The organism is Pseudomonas sp. OIL-1, assembly GCF_010669185.1.
Taxonomy (GTDB): domain Bacteria; phylum Pseudomonadota; class Gammaproteobacteria; order Pseudomonadales; family Pseudomonadaceae; genus Halopseudomonas; species Halopseudomonas profundi.
Genome location: NZ_CP048629.1, coordinates 2,106,794 through 2,127,757, shown reverse-complemented (window position 1 = coordinate 2,127,757; position 20,964 = coordinate 2,106,794). Strand labels below are relative to the sequence as shown.

The 20,964-nt window shown below is 58.9% G+C and carries 18 protein-coding genes and 3 pseudogenes; 13 read left to right on the top strand and 8 right to left on the bottom strand.

Annotation, left to right across the window (positions count from 1 at the left end; genetic code table 11):
* Complete coding sequence (locus G3M63_RS09930; protein WP_163982931.1) at positions 1-951, top strand: isopenicillin N synthase family oxygenase; 951 nt, start codon at positions 1-3, stop codon at positions 949-951.
* A 45-nt stretch (positions 952-996) separates the two neighbouring features.
* On the opposite strand, the gene G3M63_RS09925 is transcribed toward G3M63_RS09930, so the two are convergent.
* From G3M63_RS09925 to G3M63_RS09915, 3 genes are read right to left on the bottom strand one after another with little or no spacing between them, the layout of a single operon-like run.
* Positions 997-2,358, bottom strand: coding sequence for an 8-oxoguanine deaminase (locus tag G3M63_RS09925; protein WP_163982929.1), 1,362 nt, complete (start codon positions 2,356-2,358; stop codon positions 997-999).
* Positions 2,355-3,167, bottom strand: a complete 813-nt coding sequence (locus tag G3M63_RS09920; protein ID WP_163982927.1) for an alpha/beta fold hydrolase — start codon at positions 3,165-3,167, stop codon at positions 2,355-2,357. The genes G3M63_RS09925 and G3M63_RS09920 overlap by 4 nt, the downstream gene beginning before the upstream one ends.
* Positions 3,160-4,131, bottom strand: a complete 972-nt coding sequence (locus tag G3M63_RS09915; protein ID WP_163982925.1) for an isopenicillin N synthase family oxygenase — start codon at positions 4,129-4,131, stop codon at positions 3,160-3,162. Before G3M63_RS09915 ends, G3M63_RS09920 begins: the two co-directional genes overlap by 8 nt.
* 379 nt (positions 4,132-4,510) lie before the next feature.
* Here G3M63_RS09915 and G3M63_RS09910 point away from each other — a divergent pair, with 379 nt between their 5' ends.
* From G3M63_RS09910 to G3M63_RS09865, 12 genes and pseudogenes are all read left to right on the top strand, one after another.
* Positions 4,511-5,539 carry an ABC transporter substrate-binding protein gene (locus G3M63_RS09910; protein ID WP_163982923.1) on the top strand — a complete coding sequence of 343 codons (1,029 nt, stop codon included), beginning with the start codon at positions 4,511-4,513 and terminating at the stop codon, positions 5,537-5,539.
* A 60-nt stretch (positions 5,540-5,599) separates the two neighbouring features.
* Positions 5,600-6,487: an ABC transporter ATP-binding protein gene (locus tag G3M63_RS09905; protein ID WP_256669762.1), complete on the top strand. Its 888-nt coding sequence runs from the start codon at positions 5,600-5,602 to the stop codon at positions 6,485-6,487.
* Entirely contained in the window at positions 6,484-7,287 is an 804-nt protein-coding gene (locus tag G3M63_RS09900; protein WP_150301977.1) for an ABC transporter permease, read from the top strand. The genes G3M63_RS09905 and G3M63_RS09900 overlap by 4 nt, the downstream gene beginning before the upstream one ends.
* Before the next feature lie 88 nt (positions 7,288-7,375).
* Positions 7,376-8,371 (top strand): DMT family transporter, encoded by a 996-nt coding sequence (locus G3M63_RS09895; protein ID WP_163982921.1) that lies wholly within the window; start codon positions 7,376-7,378, stop codon positions 8,369-8,371.
* Positions 8,372-8,534: 163 nt separating this feature from the next.
* Entirely contained in the window at positions 8,535-9,524 is a 990-nt protein-coding gene (locus G3M63_RS09890) for an ABC transporter substrate-binding protein (protein ID WP_218573595.1), read from the top strand.
* A gap of 40 nt (positions 9,525-9,564) precedes the next feature.
* Complete coding sequence (locus G3M63_RS09885; RefSeq protein WP_306110148.1) at positions 9,565-10,317, top strand: ABC transporter ATP-binding protein; 753 nt, start codon at positions 9,565-9,567, stop codon at positions 10,315-10,317.
* Positions 10,298-11,089, top strand: a complete 792-nt coding sequence (locus G3M63_RS09880) for an ABC transporter permease (RefSeq protein ID WP_150301996.1) — start codon at positions 10,298-10,300, stop codon at positions 11,087-11,089. Before G3M63_RS09885 ends, G3M63_RS09880 begins: the two co-directional genes overlap by 20 nt.
* Positions 11,090-11,152: 63 nt before the next feature.
* Positions 11,153-11,632 (top strand): nucleoside deaminase, encoded by a 480-nt coding sequence (locus tag G3M63_RS09875; RefSeq protein WP_150301997.1) that lies wholly within the window; start codon positions 11,153-11,155, stop codon positions 11,630-11,632.
* 59 nt (positions 11,633-11,691) lie between these two features.
* Positions 11,692-12,765 (top strand): annotated as a pseudogene (locus G3M63_RS19735) (cache domain-containing protein); the annotation flags it as partial.
* 120 nt (positions 12,766-12,885) lie between these two features.
* Positions 12,886-13,623: a methyl-accepting chemotaxis protein gene (locus tag G3M63_RS19730; RefSeq protein ID WP_371923581.1), complete on the top strand. Its 738-nt coding sequence runs from the start codon at positions 12,886-12,888 to the stop codon at positions 13,621-13,623.
* A gap of 58 nt (positions 13,624-13,681) precedes the next feature.
* Positions 13,682-13,795: pseudogene (locus G3M63_RS19530) on the top strand (efflux RND transporter periplasmic adaptor subunit); the annotation flags it as partial.
* A gap of 97 nt (positions 13,796-13,892) precedes the next feature.
* Positions 13,893-15,668 (top strand): mechanosensitive ion channel family protein, encoded by a 1,776-nt coding sequence (locus G3M63_RS09865; protein ID WP_218573680.1) that lies wholly within the window; start codon positions 13,893-13,895, stop codon positions 15,666-15,668.
* A 14-nt stretch (positions 15,669-15,682) separates the two neighbouring features.
* Here G3M63_RS09865 and G3M63_RS09860 read toward each other — a convergent pair.
* From G3M63_RS09860 to G3M63_RS09840, 5 genes and pseudogenes are all read right to left on the bottom strand, one after another.
* Positions 15,683-16,726: pseudogene (locus G3M63_RS09860) on the bottom strand (DUF4113 domain-containing protein); the annotation flags it as partial.
* Positions 16,727-16,911: 185 nt separating this feature from the next.
* Positions 16,912-19,206: a heavy metal translocating P-type ATPase gene (locus G3M63_RS09855; RefSeq protein WP_150302025.1), complete on the bottom strand. Its 2,295-nt coding sequence runs from the start codon at positions 19,204-19,206 to the stop codon at positions 16,912-16,914.
* A 357-nt stretch (positions 19,207-19,563) separates the two neighbouring features.
* The gene (locus G3M63_RS09850; protein ID WP_163982914.1) at positions 19,564-19,839 is read right to left on the bottom strand and encodes a hypothetical protein; all 276 of its coding nucleotides are present in this window, start codon (positions 19,837-19,839) and stop codon (positions 19,564-19,566) included.
* Positions 19,840-19,943: 104 nt separating this feature from the next.
* A complete protein-coding gene (locus tag G3M63_RS09845) occupies positions 19,944-20,399 on the bottom strand; it encodes a DUF305 domain-containing protein (protein WP_150302001.1) in 456 nt (151 codons plus the stop codon).
* 12 nt (positions 20,400-20,411) lie between these two features.
* Positions 20,412-20,954 carry a cytochrome c gene (locus tag G3M63_RS09840; protein WP_223825104.1) on the bottom strand — a complete coding sequence of 181 codons (543 nt, stop codon included), beginning with the start codon at positions 20,952-20,954 and terminating at the stop codon, positions 20,412-20,414.
* Between the last annotated feature and the right edge of the window lie 10 nt (positions 20,955-20,964).

Genomic DNA, 20,964 nt, shown 5'->3' with positions numbered 1-20,964 from the left:
ATGCAATCGCTACCCATCATTTCTGTCGCAGGCCTGAATAGCCCTGATCCCGCCGACCGTGCCAGGGTTGCCGCTGAACTGGGCCGCGCCTGCCGTGAAGTCGGTTTCTTTTATGTTGTGGATCATGGGATACCTGCAGAGCGCATCCAGCGTGCGTTCGGCGATGCCCGACAGCTGTTCGAACTCTCGCTTCGAGACAAGCAAGCCATGTCCATCAAGCTGTCCCCGCACAACCGTGGTTACGTCGCGATGGCCGATGAGCGGCTGAATCCGCGGGCCGGGGCAGACATGAAAGAGGCCTTCAATATCGGCACAGAGTTCGCTGCCGATCATCCAGACGTGGTGGCCGGCAAACCCTTTCGCGGCGTCAACTTCTGGCCGGAGCTTGCGCAGTGGCGGGACCGGATGCTGACGTATTTCAATGATTGCCTCGAACTGGGCCGGCTGCTACATAAAGGTTTCAGTATCGACCTGGGGCTGACTGAAACGCACTTCGAAGAACATCTGGCCGAGCCCGTTGCCACGCTGCGCCTGCTACGTTACCCGGCCAGTGCCCACAAGGAGGCGCGGGAAGATGCCGGAGCCGGTGCACACACGGACTATGGCAACATCACCCTGTTAGCCACCGACGAGGTCGCCGGTTTGCAGGTACTGACCCGTCAGAACGAGTGGATCGAAGCGCCCTATGTCCCCGGCGCCTATGTGTGCAATATCGGCGACTGCCTGATGCGCTGGAGCAACGACATCTATGTGTCCACTCCGCATCGGGTGCGTCCGCCGAAGCGTGAACGCTACTCCATCGCTTTCTTCCTGGAAGTGGACCCCGACGCGATTGTTGATCCCCGCGATGTTGTGCCCAATGCAGAGCCGAAGTACCCGCCGGTCACCTGCGGTGAATATCTCGCGGCCAGACTCAACGCCACCTACGCCCACCGCCAGCCTGGGGCATAGCCTGCGAGCCCTTGTCGCGCCCTGGCGCAACAAGGGCCAGCCCGCTCAACCAATCAGCTCGGCTGCCAGGCGGTTGTGATCTTCGATCAATGTGGGCAATTCCCCGGTCAGCAATTCACCCCGCTCCACTACCAGCCGGCCGTTGATAATGCTGTAGGCCACCCGTGGCGGTGTGCAGAATACCAGCGCGGCCAGGGGATCGGTCTGCGCACCCGCCATGGCAATATCATCAGTACGAAACGCCACGATATCTGCGCAATAACCCGCCTGGATACGGCCCAAGGCATCGCTGCGCCCCAACACTTCTGCCCCGCCCCGGGTGGCAAGCTCGAGCGCTTCGCGCGCGGTCATCGCGCCCGGATCCTCATCCCGCACGCGTGCCGAAAGCATCGCCTGGCGTGCTTCATCGAGCAGATTATTGCTGTCATTCGAGGCGCTACCGTCCACCCCGAGACCGACTTTCACCCCCGCCTGACGCATCTTTCTGATCGGCGCCAGACCGGAAGCAAGCCGCATATTGGAGCAGGGACAATGCGCAACGCCCGTGCCGGTACGCGCAAACAGGGCGATGCCGGCGTCATCCAGCTTCACGCAGTGGGCATGCCAGGTGTTTTCACCCACCCAGCCTACCTCCTGGGCATATTCGGCAGGCGTCATGTTGTAGACCTCTCTGCAGAAATCGACGTCCTTGCGGTTTTCCGCCGTATGGGTATGCATGCCGACGCCGTAGGCACGGGCCAGCTTGCCGGTCTCGACCATCAGCTCGCGGGTCACGGTGAACGGCGAGGAAGGCGCGACGACCACGCGGGTCATAGCGTCGGGGGCTGCATCGTTATGCGCTTCAATAACGCGCTGCATGTCGCTGAGAATTGCATTCTCGTCGGCTTCCACCAGCGAGTCCGGTGGCAACCCGCCTTTGCTCTGCCCCAGGCTTATGGCGCCGCGTCCGGCGTGGAAGCGAATGCCCATCTCGTTGGCAGCCTGGATGCTGTCTTCCAGCTGGATGCCGTTGACATAGAGGTACGCCTGGTCCATCGCCGTCGTGCATCCGCTGAGCATCAACTCGGCTACCGCCGTACGCGTCGCGGCGCGGGCCATTTCCGGCGTCAGCCGCGACCATACCGGGAACAGCGCAGTCAGCCAGTCAAACAGCTCGGCGTCCTGCGCTGCGGGCAGCACGCGGGTAAGCGACTGAAACATATGGTGATGGGTATTGATCAGGCCCGGTATGACCACGTGACCAGCCAGATCGATCACGGTATCGGCAGTTGCGGGAAGCTCGGCTGCGGCGCCCACCGACTCGATACGATTGCCGCGGATGAATATCGACGCGTTCTTCAGTTCCCGGTACGTCTCGTCCATGGTTGCTACGACGGAGGCGTTTTTCAAAAGCAGAGTCTGGGTCATAGGTAATCCTGAGGGCCGGCGGAAACCGGCGTGGTGTGGTCTTGTTGAACGTCCACGCGGGAACATTGCTGCGCTATGAACGAGAAAATGACATCGGCAAGTGCCCGCGGGGCGGATGCCTGGGGCACGTGCCCGGTATCCAGACTTGCCACATGTGCGCCGGGCACAAGTTGTTGCATACGGCGCTGGGCGGCAAGGATGACTGAACGGTCCTTGCGCGCCTCCACATACAGGCGCGCAAGTCGTCCGAAGCGCTCTTCGGTCCAATGGGGAATCATCGCGCGAGTCCCCTCTGGCTGCGCACCGAGTTTCCCCGCGGCAGCAAAGGCAGCCTCCTCGGGCAGATCCTGTAGAAATATCTCGCGCGCGGCATTCAATGGAACACGGGACGTCTGTCGATCGGCTGACCATTCGAGAAAGGGCGTGATGCCCGCGGCCTCAGGAATCTCCCGACGTAGTCCGGCAGTCAATTCGGCGAATCCCAGCCCGGACGGAAGCATCATCCCTGCAACGTAGATCACCCCGATAACCCGTTCACTGATCGCTTCGGCCGCCTGAGTGGCGATGACGCCCCCACCGGAATGGCCAAGCAAAAAAAGAGGTCCTCCGACGTCTGCACAACATTCCAGCACGTGATCGACGCAGCTCCGTAGTGACAACTGATCGCCCTCTGCAGGGTGCGCGCTGCTGCCGGGCATGTCGGGCGTCAACACGCGGATTCCGGAGGCGTCCAACATGGGTCTGATTGGGTCCCATATCCAGCTTCCCGCCCAGGCGCCATGAATCAGAACGATGGTTGGTTCACGCATAGGTTCTCCGGTACATCTCGCGTAAATGTTGCTCGACAGTGACGGGCGGATACCGAGGCGTTTCGCCCGCCTCCAGGCACCCTGGCAGACAGCGCACCTCATGCTGCAGTGCACCGCTGAAAAAGAACGGCACTGAATAGCGCTCCTCGCCGGACGTGTTGATAACCCGGTGCAAGGTGGAGCGATAACGGTCGTTGGTCCAGCGCGCGATCATGTCGCCCAGGTTCACCACGAAGGTGCCCGGCACTGGCTTGGCATCAAGCCAACTGGCCGAAGCGGCATTCCAGATCTGCAGACCCGGCTTGTCATCCAATAGCAGAATAGTAATCCCGCCAAAATCTGTATGCGCGCCACAGCCCTTTTCACCGGGCAGCGGCTTGGCCGGCTGTGGCGGATAGTGCAGCAAGCGAAGCGTGGCCAGCGGATCGGTGCAAAAGTCCTCGAAATAAGTCGAAGGCAAGCCAAGCGACAGTGCCAAGCCGCTCATGATCTGCGCACTCAGGCCGAGCAGAGCCTGATAGTAGGTTGTCATGGCTGGTTGGAAGTCCGGCACATCCGAGGGCCACTGGTTAGGCCCCGTATTGAAGGTGCCCGCCAGCGCCCGTGGGTCATCAGCCGGCACCTCCTCGCCGATGTAATAACCTTCTTTCAAGTCTGGCAGCGAGCCCGGCTCCAGGGTCTGCCCGCCCAGGGGTTCGTAGCCGCGATTGGCGGAAGAACGCAACTTGTCCACCGCATGCTTCTCAGCCAGAGGCTGGTCGAAGAAGGCTTTCGACGCGGCGAACACCCGCTCAATCAGGGCCTGCTCAATACCATGCCCGCTGACGTAGAAGAATCCGGTATGCAAGCAGGCCTGGCGCAACGCGCCCCCCACCTTCGAGGCTTCGCTGACGCATCCGCCGCGCAACGGTGATAAATCGATAATTGGGAGAGTACCTCCCTGGGATTCAGGTTGTGCTTGCACGTCATGCTCCTCTGTTGGCACGAACCAAATGTGTTCTGTCCAGTTGGTCAGGTATTCATGATGCGTGCCAGTTTTGAAAAGCTGGGTAACTCGTCGCTTCAGCGCCAGCGGCCTGAAAACCAATGCAGTCCACTTCGTCAGCGTATTGATAGCAGAGGGTTCCACGCGGTCTGCGGCGGTGCATGTTGCAGCTGAAGTGTTCCATGTCAGTGCGCCTGCGCCTGTACAGACACGCCCCGATGCGCTCTATTCGCGGGTCTGCTTGTCTGGCACAGCGCTTGCTACAGAAACCTGAACTGATGGTCAGGTTATTGGAGCCGATCCAGCCCACCGTCATGTTACGAACACAGCCGATCAAGAGATCAAGTGGAGCAAACTCATGACCTCAGGAAGACCCAATGTTGTTACTCACGCCGCACGCCGTTTCTCCTTTCTCGCCGGGGCGCTAACGCTAGCGGGAAGCCTGGCGGCAGGTACGGTTTCTGCCGCGGAGCTCGATAAAATCGTCTTTGGCACCAACTGGTACGCCCAGGCCGAACACGGTGGCTTCTACCAGGCGAAGGCTACCGGCATCTATGAGAAACACGGCCTCGATGTGTCCATTGAGATGGGTGGCCCGCAAGTCAATGGTATGCAGCTTCTGGTCAGCGGTCGCCGTGACATCATCATGGGCTACCCGATGGCCAACGTGAAGGCGGTACAGGAAGGCTTACCGGTGGTGACGGTTGCCGCGACCTTCCAGAGCGACCCGCAAGCGCTGTTGGCACACCCTGATGTGAAGTCGCTGGAAGAGATCAAGAGTCAAGATATGGACGTCTATATTGCATCCAATGCCCACACCAGCTTCTGGCCCTGGCTGAAAGCGGAATATGGCTATGACGACTCCATGGCTCGCCCCTACACCTTCAGCGTAGCGCCCTTCCTGGCCGACACCTCTGTGGTGCAGCAGGGATACATCACCTCGGAACCCTTCGCGATGCAGAAAGGCGGCGTAGCCCCCACCATATTGCTGATGGCCGACTATGGTTATCCGCCTTACGCGCAGAGCATCGATACCACCACCAGGCTGGTCAAGGAAAACCCCGATCTGGTGAAGCGCTTTGTACAGGCCACCATGGAGGGATGGGTCAGTTACATGAACGATCCCGCTCCAGGCAACGCGCTCATCCAAAAAGATAACCCGGAGATGACTGACGAGCAGATCGCGTTTGGCATCGAGAAGATGAAGGAGTACGGCCTGGTCTTCGGCGGCGACGCAGCAACCGGCGGCGTTGGCATCATGACCGACACACGCTGGCAGGCGTTGCGCGATTTCATGGTAAAGGCCGAACTCATACCCGCCGATCTCGACATCAAAAAGGTGTATACGCTGGCGTTCCTGCCGGACGAACCCCAGCTTTTTCAGTGATCCCTTTATCTTTACCAACTGAGCGATCGTCCTGGGACGGTCGCGCAGAGGAGTCTGTGCATGAGCCTTTCCTCAGCATTTCCCCGCGCGGTTTCGCCTCCCGGCGTGGCCACGATAATGCAAAGGGTCGATGACCCTATCGAACCCGAAAAGCCGGGCGGTCCCCGTCCCATCATTCAGGTAAACGACGTTCATAAGGTCTACGCAAACGGCACCGTCGCGTTACAGGGCGCCGAGCTGGACATTCGAAAAGGCGAGTTCGTCAGTTTGCTCGGCCCTTCCGGCTGCGGCAAAAGCACCTTGCTTCGGATCATGGCCGGACTGGGCGACGTGACTACTGGCCAGGTACGTTGGTGGGAGCAGAACTACGATGTCGTCGGCGACAAGGGTCGCAAGCTCGCGTTCGTGTTTCAGAACGCCACGCTTATGCCCTGGGCCCGGGTGCGCAAGAACGTCAGCCTTCCGCTCGATCTGGAACATGAAAGCGGCCCGCAGGCCAACGCCCGCATCGACGAAGCACTGCAAATGGTCGGGCTCAAGGGGTTCGACAATGCCTTCCCGCGCGAACTCTCCGGCGGGATGCAGATGCGCGCATCCATCGCCCGTGCAATGGTCACCGAACCCAACCTGCTGTTGATGGATGAGCCCTTCGGTGCGCTGGACGAGATGACCCGGAACAAGCTCAACGATGATGTGCTCAAGCTCTGGCAGCAGAATGGCTGGACCGTGGTCTTTGTGACGCACAGCGTCTACGAAGCAGTCTATCTATCCAGCCGTGTGGTCGTCATGGCCGCACGGCCCGGGCGCATCGTTGATGACATCCGCATAGAGCAGCCCTATCCGCGCTCACCGGATTTCCGGGTGTCCACCGAATTCGCGGGCTACTGTCGCCAGGTATCTGAATCGCTCGAACGCGCCAGCACGATGGGACAGGAGAAGCAGCCATGAGCGCCCCGCTTATTCAGAACGAGCAGTTCGTCAGAGTGGCAGCCCCGGTCGGGGTTGGGTTGATCTTTCTGGTGCTATGGGAAGCGGTGGTCACCGCCGCGCAGATTCCGCAGTACATCCTTCCCGGTCCGACGGCGATACTGGGCGCGCTGATCCAGGACTGGCAGTCATTGCTGACGGCGCTCTGGGTAACGCTGCGCGTTACCTTCGCCGCGTTCGCCATCGCGGTCATCGTTGGCGTGGCGGCATCGCTGCTCTTCATACAGAGCCGCTGGATCGAGATGAGCCTTTTCCCCTATGCCATTCTGATGCAGGTCACGCCGATCGTCGCCATCGCGCCGCTGATCATTATCTGGATCAACGATACAACCTGGGCGCTGGTGGTGTGTGCGGTGATCATGGCGGTGTTCCCGATCATCTCCAACACCACGCTTGGACTGCGAAGCGTCGACCCGAACCTGCTCAGCATGTTCCGGATGTACCGTACCAGCCGTTGGCAGGAACTGATTCGCCTGCGGATTCCCGGCTCGCTGCCCTATTTCTTCGGCGGACTGCGCATCAGCAGCGGTCTGGCACTGATTGGCGCGGTGGTAGCGGAGTTCGTTGCGGGCACGGGCGGGGCGAAGGCCGGCCTCGCCTACATGATCCTGCAATCAGGCTATAACCTGCAGATATCCAAGATGTTTGCTGCCCTGTTCCTGATCACCATGACCGGCATCATCCTCTTCGCCATCATGGTCTGGCTCTCCGATCGTGCACTGCGGAACTGGCATGAAAGCGCCATCAGCGTCGAACACTGAACACGCCACCCGGCTTTAACCCTCACCGCCTGCGCAGCGTGCTGCGCGGGCGTTTCAGCGGCTCGCACACGACCATCGTCAGGATCACATGAACAACACATTGCAACCCGCCCAGCAATACCAATGGCGTTTGGGCTATCTATTGCTTGGAGTAACTGCCATTGGCTGGGGGGTGAACTTCCCCGTACTGAAGCTCGGCCTCGAAAACAGTCCGCCGCTCCTGTTTACCTGCATGAGGATGATGCTCGGCACCCTTACCATGTTCGCGATTGCGATGGCTCTGGGTGTATTGAAACGTCCCGCCAGAGCCGATTGGCCGGTGCTGTTTTCCGTGGGCATTTTGCAGAACATGGCGTTTATCAGCCTGGTCACGCTTGGCCTGGAATTCATGCCCGCAGGCCGCGCGGCCATCCTCGCGTACACCACGCCGATCTGGGTAGTGCCCGCCGCGGCCTTGTTTTTGGGCGAGCGATTCACGCTGGCCCGGATGACGGGTGTGCTACTGGGCCTTGGCGGGCTGATCACCGTGTTCGATCCCTTGAGTCTGGACTGGGATGAGCCCGGCATCCTCATCGGGGGCGGACTTATCCTGCTCGCCACGCTGACATGGACAGCCGGACTCATCCATGTGCGCAAACATCGCTGGCACGGCGATGTGCTGGCTCTCATCCCATGGCAGTTGTTGGTATCAGTGGTGGCTCTGGTCCCGATTGCCCTCGTGTTTGAGGATGTTGGCACCATCAAATGGGAAAGCGCCTTCGTATATCAGTTGTTCTTCAGCGGCACGATCGCTTCGGGCATCTGCGTCGCCGCCCAGGTCGCGGCCATTCGCTCTCTGCCAGCAGTAAGCATGTCGGTCAGCTCCGCTGCGATACCAGCGGTAGGCCTGGTTTCCTCGGCCTGGTTTCTTGGTGAACAACCCTCGCAGACCGATCTGGCAGGTTTCTTGTTGATTGCCACGGGAATCTTGCTGGTTGGTCTCGCAGACCGGCGCCAGGCCCTGCGCAGTCGCAAAAAGGCCAAACCGCCGCGCAATGTGGTGCAGGTTGAACGCACCAAAACTGACCAGCTGCCCCGCATCTGAGCAAATCTTACCCAGGTGGATGCAGCTGGGTGGCCTGTATCTCGCAGCGAACGCGCTTTTCGCGCTCAGTTTCATTAACTGATGAGCATGGCCCGGTACTTGCTTTGCCATTTACAAGAAACCTGCCTAATCGGTCAGGTTATTTCTCCCAAGGAGCAAGATCGTGTTGAAGAAAACGTCGAAAATTCTGACATTAGCTATCGCCCTGTCCGGTAGCGGCGCGGCTCTCGCGGCCGATCAGGTGACATTTCAGCTGGATTGGCTGCCAGGGGGTGACAAAGCGCCGGTCTATGTTGGCGTCCAGCAAGGCTTTTTTGCGGATGAGGACCTGGAGGTCAGCATTTCCAGCAGCCGCGGCTCCACCGATGCCTTGACCAAGATCGCTACCGGGCAGGCAGAAATGGGGAGCGCCGACATCGGCGCGCTCATGGCGGCCCGAGCCCAGGACACCCTGCCGGTTAGTGCGGTTTACATGATTTTCAATCAGGCGCCGCACGCCTTCTTTACGCTTGATAGCAGCGATATCAAGACCATCACTGATATCGCCGGGAAGAAAGTCGCTACCTCCCCGTTCACGTCTTCTAATGCATTCATGCCCCTGGTTCTGCGCGCCAACGATATGCCCGGTGATGCCGTCACCCTTACCAAGTCGGACCCTGGCGCACTGGGCCCGATGCTCATGACAGGCAACACCGACGCGATTATCGCCTGGGTCACCAATACTGCGCTCTTTCAGGCTCAAGCGGCTAGCGCCGGTAAAAACATCAGGGTTCTGCCCTGGTCGGATGCGGGTCTGGAGCTTTATAGCTCGGCGATCGTTGCCAGTGACAAGTTTCTCAGTGATCGCCCGGACGTCGCCAAACGCTTCATGAAGGCCTATGTGAAGTCGCTGCACTTCACCAACGATAACCCCGAAAAAGCCGCGGCTGATCTCCAGGAGATGGTGCCGGACGTCGACCCTGCCGTGGCCGCCGCCCAGATTCGCGACACCATGACGCTGGTTTTCAATGAACTCAGCGAAACAGATGGATTGGGGGCGATGACGCCTGAGCGCGTGGCCCAGACATGGACCTACGTGGCTGAAGCGAACGAGCTGGCCGAGTCATCGCTGGATCCCGAAACAGTCGTCAACCGTACCTTCATTCCCGAGTGAGATTGATATGAAGCAACACTCCGAGCGCGCCTTCGTTCGGATGGATGGTGTCGGGCATCGTTATGATCCGGCACCAGACGCTCCGATGGCAGTTCAAAATATAGACATCGAGATCAACCGCCACGAATTCGTGGCGGTGGTCGGCCCCTCTGGATGCGGCAAGTCAACGCTATTGCGCATGGTCTCCGGGCTGCTGGTTCCCAGCGAGGGCAAGGTCAGCGTCTTCGGCAAACAGGTTAGCGGCCCGCGGGACGACGTCGGGATTGTGTTCCAGAAGCCCACTCTGCTGCCCTGGCTGTCGGTGCGCAAGAACGTACTCTTCCCGCTTAAACACAAGTTTGGCCGTTACGGCCGAGAGGATGAGAAGCGCGCACAGGAACTGTTGGAAATGGCAGGGCTGCAAGCCTTCGCCGAGAAGATGCCGGACGAACTTTCCGGCGGTATGCAGCAGCGGGTCGGGATCGTTCGGGCCTTATTGTTGAACCCGGACATTCTGTTGATGGATGAGCCGTTCTCCGCACTGGACGCCATGACGCGTGAGCAGATCGGTTTCGACCTGCTCAAGATCTGGGACGAGAACCCCAAGACGGTTCTGTTCATCACCCATTCCATATCCGAAGCGGTGTTGCTCGCCGATCGCGTACTGGTGATGAGCAAGCGCCCCGGCTCGGTACTGGATCTGATCGACGTTGATCTACCGCGCCCACGGTCTCCGGAAACCATCAAGCAGCCGCGCTTCAGCGAGCTGACAGATCGCATAAGGAAGCATATCTATGAGCCAGAAGCTGCCTGACGGCTCGCTGCGCAATGCGCTGCTCACCTGCGCCCCCTGGATTTTCTTCATCGCCCTGCTGCTCGCCTGGGAAGCGCTTTGCCGCATCGCTGAACTGCCGACGTACGTTTTACCCGCGCCTTCGGTCATCGTCGATGCGTTCTTTGAAGTCGAGATGAGCCGATGGCTTGACCATCTGTGGGCAACGCTTCGAGTAGCGTTGATGGGGTTCGGACTGTCCATCGTGATCAGTATCCCACTGGCGATCTTCATGATGCGTTCCGAGCTGCTCTCCCGCACACTCTACCCCGTGCTGGTCGTCATCCAGTCCACCCCGGTGGTGGCCATCGCACCGCTGATCATCGTCATGATGGGCTCCGGCGATTCATCGAGAGTGCTGATCACCTGCCTGCTGACGTTCTTCCCGCTGGTTGTTTCAACCGCAACGGGCATCAACGAAACGCCCGCCGAACTGATTGAACTCAGTCGATCGCTGGACGCGCCCACCCGCCGTGAAACCTGGCAAATCCGGATTCCCTACGCGATTCCGCATATCTTCAGTGGGCTGAAAGTCGCTATCACTCTGGCAATCATTGGCGCGGTGGTGGCCGAATTTGTCGCCGCTGAAAAAGGGCTAGGCTACTTCATCCAGTTTTCGACGTCGTTCTTCAAGATTCCCCAGGCGTTTGCCGGGCTGTTCTTCCTCGCGGCTGTAAGCCTCTTGCTCTTCAAATGCGTGCAATGGACCCAGCAGATTTTCTTCGCCTGGAGCCTGCCCAGGAAAAAGTCATGAATGCTGGCCGGTCTTTTTCCGGCCACCGCCAAACCCTTTTAAATCAATAAAGGAAACCCCTACGTGAGTCATACCGAGCAAGACATTGCGCTGCTGCGCAAAACCTTCAAGCTGGCCGAGAACGCAGCAGCACAGGGCGTGCACCCCTTCGCAGCGATCCTGACGGATGCCCAGGGCAAGGTGCTGATGGAGCAGCTGAATGCCTACCTTCCCGACAAGGACATGACCGGCCATGCTGAGCGCGTGCTCATGACCCGAGCCAGCAAGGCATACCCGCCTGAGATCCTCGCGCAATGCACGCTGTTCACCTCCGCTGAACCCTGCGCCATGTGCGCCGGAGCGGCCTACTGGACCGGCATAGGACGGGTCGTTTACGGCGCCAGCGAAAAGCGGTTGAAGGAACTCACCGGCAACCATCCCGAAAACCCGACACTGGATCTGCCCTGCCGTGACGTGTTCGCCGCCGGGCAAAGAGACGTCACCGTCATCGGCCCGCTTCTGGAAGAAGAAGCGGCCCAAGTGCATAAGGCATTTTGGGCCTAGCGAGTCGGGCAAATCTCCATAGACGACCCTTACATCGCAACTTGCAAGAGCAGATTTCAATGCAATTCTGGAAACGAAGCATTCAGCGTCAGCTGATACTGAGCATGGGCGCTGCCCTGCTCGCCAGTACGTTTATCGTCATCGCGATGTACTCTTCCGTAGTAAACCACATGGTTGACCGGTATCTGATCGGCGAGGCATTACATTCGAAAGTCACCGCTGTGAGGAGTGAGCTGGATCGGGCACTGACCGTACCGGTCACAGCCACCGCAAGCATCGCGGGAAACAGCCTCATTCAGGACTGGCTCGGCTATGGAGAGAACCCTCAGCGGATGATGGCGTTTGTCCGCTATTTAGCGACCGTAAAGACACAGCAAAACGCGCTCACCACGTCCATTGCTGTGCTGGAAAGCGGCAACTATTATTCGGAGGATGGCCTTACCCGCACCCTTGACCGTGCAAATGAAGGTGACGCCTGGTTCTACAGCCTGGTGGACGGATCCGTAGAACGCAGCGCTGATATCGACATAGATGAAGCAACGAAGCAGCCGACGCTTTTCATCAACCAACGCATTGTGCTGGAGGGGAAAACGTTAGGCGTAGCGGGACTCGGATATAGCCTGCAAAGCATGTCGGAACTGATCGGTGACTTCCGCTTCGGCGAGCACGGCATGGTATATCTGGTTGGCGAGGACGGTCAGGTCAAGGTTCACCCGAATGCAGCCCTGAATAACAGCCAGCCGCTCCGGGACCTGATTGGCCCGGGCGCTGCTGACGCGCTAAATGCCGGTGGGACAGACGTGGTCCGTTTCGAGCGGAACGGAGAGACAGTCCTAGCTTTAGCCCAGCGACTCGATAGCCTGGGCCTTACTCTCGTTAGCGAAGTGCCTGAAAACGAGATATATGCTGAAGCGCACCAGTTGCTGTGGAAAACTAGCCTGGTTGGGCTGGGGGTCGCTCTGGCATTTCTTGTACTGATAGTTTTGCTGGCTCGCGGCATGGTGCGCCCGATTCGGGAAGTCACGTCGGCACTTGTCGAAATAGGCGGAGGCGCTGGCGATCTGTCCCGCCGTCTCGATGACCGAAGAGCTGACGAACTGGGCGATTTGGCGCGAGGCTTTAACGGCTTTACCGCTACTCTCCGAACCTTGATTGCAGATGTGAAAGCAACCAGCCTGCGACTCGGAACTGCCGTAGGGCAGGTTTCCAGCGTTGTCGAGGACACAGCAAAGCGAGCAGATAAGCAGCACGAAATGACCGATATGGTAGCCACCTCCGTTCATGAGATGGGGCTTACCGTCCAAGATATTGCTCTTAATGCCAGCAACGCCGCACAGTCCTCGCAGACAGCACGCAACCAGGCAATCGAAGCTAAAGCAGTGGTAGGCCGTTCGGTCTCGCAGATCGAAACAATGTCTGCCGATATCGGAGACGCCGCAAACACCGTCACACGGTTGGCCGCGCAGGTGGCGTCGATCGACAAAGTGCTTTCCGTGATTCGTGGTGTCTCCGAACAAACCAATCTACTAGCCCTTAACGCCGCGATTGAGGCGGCCAGAGCTGGAGAAATGGGACGAGGGTTCGCCGTGGTCGCCGATGAGGTGCGAACGCTGGCGAGCCGCACTCAGGCGTCTACGGAGGAGATACACCTGATTATCAGGGAACTGCAGGACGGCGCCGTGGAGGCGGTCAGGTCAATGCATGCCGTTCAGGAAGCAACCGTGAAGGGCGTCGCCGCAAGCCAACAGACAGGTGAATCGCTCAGCCTCATCGCGGACGGTATCGACTCGATAAGCGATATGAACGTACAGGTGGCTACGGCAACTGAAGAGCAGTCAGCTGTCACTGACGATGTCACCAAACATGTCCAGGGTATCGCCGACCTCGCTCGCGCCACGCTTACCGAAGTCCAGGCGTGCCGGGACGATTGCCAGACCCTCGGGAAGCTAGCACAGGATCTCGGGGATCAGATGGGGCGGTTCAAGTTATGATTTAAGGGTGTTGCCTGTCGAGCAGGGAAGCAACGCTCGCTGAACTCGACATTCCGGCTACGCATTGCAACTGCACGCAGCAGATGCACGCCAAACGCAACTGGAAGCGGACCTAGCCCTCAATCTCTTGCTCGAAGCCGAAGGTATCCTCGCTCCGGCGGCTATCTCGAGCAACTCGAGGTCAGGTGGGGTCTGTTCAGGTAACGCTATACTTGGGGCATTGCACACGCCTTCGGCTGTTTCGTCATTTCTGCCTGATCAGGACGCCTATGCCTATCCCCAGACCTCGTCAGTATCTGCTAGCCCTGTTGTTTATCAGTATCGCCTGGATGACCGGCGGACCGGTTGCCGCCCAGGGCCCCGCCCCGGAGGCGACTGACGAAGCAACCGAGGAGCAGCCAGCGGTGCCCGAAGACCCGCTGGGGCGAACCACTCCCCGTGGGGCCTTCGGCGGTTACATCCATGCAATGGCCGAGGAAAGCTACGACGAGGCAGCGGAGTATCTGGATCTGTCCGGGCTGCCGCGGCGAATTGCCCGACAGGGCGGCGCTGAGATTGCCCGCCGTTTGCGCATAGCGCTGGATCAGGGCGGCGATGTTCAGCCGTCGGTGGCACTAAGCGACCAGCCGGAGGGCAAGCTGAATGATGGGCTGGCTCCGCATATGGAACGGATCGGCTCGGTTTCGCTTGAGGACGAAGTCGTACCGCTGTACCTGGAACGCACCCAGGAGACTGACGAGCCGCTCTGGCAAATCTCCTCCGAGACGCTGAAATACCTGCCCGAAAGCCTCGACGAGAACCTGAGCACCACTGTCGACCAGCTGTTGCCGAGCGTGTTGATTCAGCGCAAATGGCAAGGTGTGCCGATCGGCCACTGGTTGGCCATGGTGCTGCTGGCGGTCTTGACGTATGTGATTGCCCGACTGTTTGTCGCGGCGGTAATCGGTGCGGCGCGGCAGATTCTGAAACGACGCTTTCCCAACTACCCGGCAGGCCTGGTCCAGGCCTTCGCCCAGCCTATTCGGATATACCTTGCCGTAATGCTGTTCGTCACGGCGGCCCAGAACGCAGGGATTTCGATCATCGTCCGGCAATACTTCAGTCAGGTGACTGTACTGGTCGCCTGGTTCGCCATCCTGCTGCTGGCGTGGCGACTGATTGATGTGATCGCCGACGGTTTGTTTTCACGGATGACGCGCAGGGCCAACTTCGGCGCTTTGTCCGCGATCATGTTCTTCCGGCGCAGTCTCAAGGTATTGCTGCTGGCGTTGGGCACGATCAGTGTGCTGGATATCTTCGGCTTCGATGTAACCACAGGCCTGGCGGCGCTAGGTATTGGCGGTATTGCCATCGCGCTTGGTGCCCAGAAGACAGTCGAAAACCTGGTCGGCGGCGTAAGCCTGATCCTTGATCAGCCGGTCAGGGTGGGCGACTTCTGCAAAGTGGGCGATACCGTCGGCACGATTGAGCAGATCGGCATGCGCTCGACCCGTATTCGCACCCTGGATCGCACCATGGTGGTGATTCCCAACGGCGATCTGTCGGGGCAAGTCATCGAAAACTACGCACACCGCGACCGTTTCTGGTTTCACCCTACGCTGGGCCTGCGATATGAGACGACCCCGGATCAGATCCGCTATCTCCTGGTCGAGATTCGTTCGTTGCTGTACGCACATCCGCAGGTCGACCCCGATCCGGCGCGGATACGTTTCACCGGGTTCGGCGCAACCTCGGTCAATCTGGAAGTGTTCTCCTACGTGCTGGCAAAGGACTACGACGATTTCCTGGAGATTCAGGAAGACCTGTATCTGCGTATAGCCGATATCGTCCAGGAGAGCGGAACCGGCTTCGCCTTTCCGTCACAAACCGTTTATCTGGCCGGCGATACGGGGCTTTCCGAAAGCAAAGCCCGCACTGCCGAAGCGAAGGTCAACGAATGGCGGGAGAACGGCGAACTGCCTCTGCCGCAATTCGAGCGCGAGCGCATCGATGAACTCAAGGGCAGCATTCCCTACCCGCCGCCGGGCTCCAGCACGCGTCGATGACGTGGCAGGCTCGCTCACCGGCACCGCACGCCCCAGAGCTCTTCCCACCGCGTGGTGAAGCTCGGGCTTTTCATTTCGCGTCGCATCCCCCACTCCGGCGCGCGCGGCACGCTCGCAGGCCGCAATGTGCCCCTGCCCCAGCGTTGGTTGATCTGATCGAGCACGTTCATCACGCGTTCGGCTGCCTCGGGCTGGATTTCGGCGAACAGGTCGTCGGTGAATTCACCACGCTGACGCAAGTCGAGCAATAAGATCTCAGCCTTGCTGTAGGCATAGCCTGCGCGAAAAATCTGACCGAGCCCGGCCACGGCATAAGCCGTGATCAGGCGAGTGTCGTCCGATGGATAGGGCAATTCGCATACGACGCCCTTGGCGTATTTGGCTTCGTCGGGATTGAACATGCCGGTGCGAATGCTCACCCGCACGCGTTTGCACAGCGAGCCCTGCGAGCGGAGCTTTTCGCAGGCGCGGGCGACGTAGGTGGCCACCGACTCCCGGATGGGTTCGATGGTAGTCAGGCGTGTACCGAACATGCGGCTGCAGCAGATTTCCTGCCGCGGTGGTGCGGCCTCCTCCAGTTCCAGACAGGCCGTCCCGCGTAGTTCCCGTGCTGTTTTCTCCACCACCACGCTGTACTGTTTGCGCAGCGTCCAGGCATCCGCCTGAGCCAGGTCCCAGGCGGTGGTGATGTTGCTTCCGGCAAGGTGCGCGGTCATACGGCGACCGATGCCCCAGACCTCCTCTACCGGCATGGCTTTGAGCACTTTATCCCGGCGGCCCGGGTCACAGATATCGACTACGCCGCCGGTCTGGCGCTGCCATTTCTTGGCGGCGGCGTTGGCCAGCTTGGCCAGAGTCTTGGTGGGGGCGATGCCGACGCCGGTGGGTATGCCCGTCAGTTTCAACACCTGAGCGCGCAACTCTCGGCCCAGCTGTAGCGGGTCCGCGACGCCGGAGAGATCGGCAAAGGCTTCGTCGATACTGTATACCTCAAGCGCCGGCACCATGCTTTCCAACACAGTCATCACCCGCTCGCTCATGTCGCCATTTATGTGGAATGGAAAAGCTAGCGGAATGAAGAAACTGGCTCGACAATTTGCATCGCATACAGCTTCGGTCCCGGATAGCGATCGCTGTGGATAAGGTCGAGCTTCCTACCCTTGCTGGAGGGCCCAGTGCGCTTCGCTGCCTTTCGCATTCTAGTAAGACTGGCAGCTTATCTTTCAAAGACACAACCAGGTGATCACTCGCGTTGCAGCCGGAGGGCGTTGAACACGACCGAAGCTGAGCTCAAGCTCATCGCTACCGCTGCGATCATTGGCGACAGGAGCAAGCCTGTAAATGGATAAAGCACGCCGGCAGCTATAGGGATGCTTAACCCGTTGTACATGAAGGCGAACAACAAGTTTTGTCGCATGTTCCGCACCGTGGAGACCGATAAACTGCGGGCGCGTAAAATTCCCATCAGATCGCCTTTGACCAGGGTCACCTGTGCACTGCTCATCGCGACGTCCGTCCCGGTTCCCATGGCGATACCGACATCAGCTCGGGCCAACGCCGGTGCGTCATTGATGCCATCCCCGGCCATCGCCACGAACTGCCCTTCGGCCTGTAAGCGCAACGCAAGCTGCTCCTTGTCCTGCGGTTTGACCTCCCCGTGGACTTCGTCGATGTTTAACTCTTTCGCTACCGCTCGCGCGGTGGTCAAACCGTCTCCTGTCGCCATGATGATGCGGATGCCCTCGTCATGAAGGCGCGATACCGCCTCTCTGGATGTTGGCTTAATCGGATCAGAGACAGCCAGGGCACCGGCGAGGCGACCATCCGCCGCAAGAAACATGACGCTGCTCCCGCGCTCACGCCACTCTTCAGCCTTCGATTTGAGAGGGCTGACGTCGATACCTGCGCCCTCAATCAATGCGGTGTTGCCGAGCTGAAGTGAGCGCCCCTCCACCTGGCCACGGACGCCAATACCCGACTCCGACTCGAAACCCTCTGGAGCCACCAACTCCACGCCTTGCGAACGAGCATAATCCACGATGGCATGTGCCAAGGGATGTTCACTCCCCTGATCAAGGCTGGCTGCTAGTCGCAGCACTTCGCCTGCATCGAACTCCCCGTGACCTTCGGCGTGCTCGAAAACGGGGCGGCCTTCGGTCAAGGTTCCAGTCTTATCGACGATCAGCGTGGTAACCTTTTTGAAGTTCTCGATGGCTGCAGCGTCGCGGAACAGCACCCCGCTGTTAGCGGCCTTGCCCGTGGCGACCATGACGGACATGGGCGTGGCGAGCCCCAATGCGCAAGGGCAAGCGATGATCAATACCGCGACAGCGTTGATCAAACCGAATACCCAGCCTTGATCCGGACCAAACAGCCCCCAGGCAAAGAATGTAGCGATGGCGATGGCGACCACTACGATTACAAAATAGCCCGCAACCGAGTCGGCCATGCGCTGCATAGGGGCCTTGGAACGTTGTGCATTGGCGACCATTTGCACGATCTGGGATAGCATCGTTTCAGAACCGACACGGGTCGCTTCGATGATCAGTGAGCCGTGGGAATTGAGGGTCGCTCCGATCACGGTGTCACCTGGCCGCTTGGTTACCGGCACGGGCTCCCCCGTCAGCATCGACTCGTCGACGGCACTCTCTCCTTCAGTGACCACCCCGTCTACAGGAACCTTCTCGCCCGGACGAACCCGCAATTTATTGCCTAAATGAACGTGCTCCAGCGGAATGTCTTCTTCGCTATCGTCACTATTGATCCGCCTTGCAGTTTTGGGAGAGAGTCCTAAAAGAGCTTTGATTGCCGATGATGTCTTTGAGCGTGCGCGCAGCTCCATCATCTGACCCAGGAGTGTTAGCGAGATAATCACTGCGGCGGCTTCGTAATAGACCCCGATGCGCCCACCCACGGAGAAGGAGGTTGGGAATAGCCCCGGTAGCACTGTTGCCACCAGGCTGTAGCCATACGCTGCAGCCGTTCCCAGACCAATCAACGTCCACATGTTTGGGCTGCGCTGTTGCACCGAGGCCAAACCCCGAACGAAGAACGGCAGGCCGCCCCACAGCACTACTGGCGAAGCCAGCGCAAGCTCAATCCAGTTCTGCGATTGCCCGTGGAAAACATCCAGCCCATGTCCAAACATGGCCAGAGCTGTGACAACCACTGTGAAGGGCAGCGTCCCCCAAAACCGCCGAGAGAAATCCTCAAGTTCAGGATTGCTTTCGTTTTCCAGATCAGGCAGCACCGGCTCCAACGCCATCCCGCATATTGGACAACTTCCTGGACCTATCTGCCGCACCTCCGGGTGCATAGGGCACGTGTACTCTGTGTTGTCGTCCTTCTTGGCGTCGGCATCTGCGCTTGGGCGGCTGGGTTGAAGATATTGCGATGGCGCCGCGTCAAAACGAACCTGGCATTTATGACTACAAAAATAAAACGCTTTTCCGGCATGATGTGTTTGGTACGGGCTATCCGGCTTGACCAGCATGCCGCAAACAGGGTCTCTGAACTCCGCACCGTGCCCTTCAGGCATTGCTTCGTGTGAGTGCGTTGATGATGATTTGACCACGCTCGCTTCCTTAGCCGCGTCTGCACGGCTATCAAAAGGGTAGTGTGCCGCCCGCTAACCAAGCGTTACCTGACTCAACTCAAGAATCCGCCACAAAAATCGAGTAAAACCCGCCTCGCGCAGTGCTTTGATCGCTGTCACGACGTCTATCAAGGTGCGTCGCACTCATACCAGCCTAGATAGCCTACGTTTAATCCTTGCTGGAGCGAGAAATGCAGTTCCGCCGTGACTTGTTTTCCTGATTCGGGTTTTTCCAGTTCTTCCGACACCACACGCATCGTCATTCCATCCGCTGCGAACAAAAGGCCCTGTTGTAAGCTTTCATAGCTTGGCTTTTGGTCGGACGTCAGCTGCAAAGCGGCCGTGAATTTTGGCCACGGCCTGGGATCCTGCGTCTTGATTGGATTGACTGATCGCAAGTATGGGAGGGCTTTCTGCGGTATACCGAAATACACACTGCGGAACACTCCCCAAGACCTTAACGATCTCGGCTCCCTGCATTGTCTGAGGGTCGATAGCAGGAATATCAGGGTTGTTGATAGCTTCCTGGGCGCTAACCAGCTCGGGCGATGGCTTTTGCATCATTGAATTTTCCATACCCTCTCCAGGTGCGGGGTCGCCGCACCCAGCGAGGACGGCAGTAGCAAATGCCAGTGACGATAGCAGTGCGTGGCGAGTGGGGTGCTGTGATCGGATCAGCATCAGTCGGCCCTCTCCAAGTCGCGAATGAGATATTTCATCTCTGAGATTTCCCGGCGTTGCGCATCGATGATCTCGTCGGCGAGCTTGCGCACGCGAGGGTCGGAAATCTGTGCGCGCTTACTTGTCATGATCGCAATCGAGTGGTGCGGTATCATCGCTTTCATATACTCTGCGTCCCCGATCGTGGCCTGGCTGCGGACTAGCCATAGCGCAGCGACGAATAGCAAAGCACTGCCGGCGAAGATGCCAATATTGATCGGCTTTTTCTGGTACATGTTGAGCATGAAGCTAAGCATTACCACTGCCATGACAGCACCCATAACAAGCGCCATCCAGGCTCGGGTTTCGCTCCATAACACGTGTTCAAACGCGTAGGTATTGAGGTACATCACGCCATACATGATGATCGTTGAGGTGGCGACCATTGCTGCGAAACGCCAATAAGACATGCTCATAGAGTTTTTCCTTCAGTTACCGTGTCCTGGTGAGTTTTCAAAGCTGGCATAAGTGTCCTGTGTCATGCCGGGCAAGCGTTTGACAAATGCCGCGATTTCCCATAGCTGGTCGTCGCTATGGGTTGGCCCGAAGGCCGGCATCCCGCTCATCCGCACTCCGTGTTTCGCTAACCAATACACTTCGTTTGCCTTCCACTCCGAGGCTACCTCTGGAAGATGCGGCGGCTGTGGCAACATGCCTTTGGCCCACTCGCTTTTCTCCACACCAGGTCCGCCGTGGCAGTGCTGGCACATTGCCTTGTAGCGTTTCGCCCCGGCAGCAACCATAACGTCAGTAAGGGGAGGGGCTTCGATGTCGTCTGCTCTGTCAGCGACCGAATTCCTCATGGTCGTTTCGAGAGCCCAGCGCACGATAGGTTGGTGATCCTGGGTCGCAGCGACGTTATAGGCCCCTGTATAAGCAACTCCGAGCCCAACCATAAGCGCTACCAAGATAATCAGGCCGAGCCCGATCACTGCACCTGCTGCGACTTGGCTAAATTTCCCAGGCATCATGTTTCCCCTC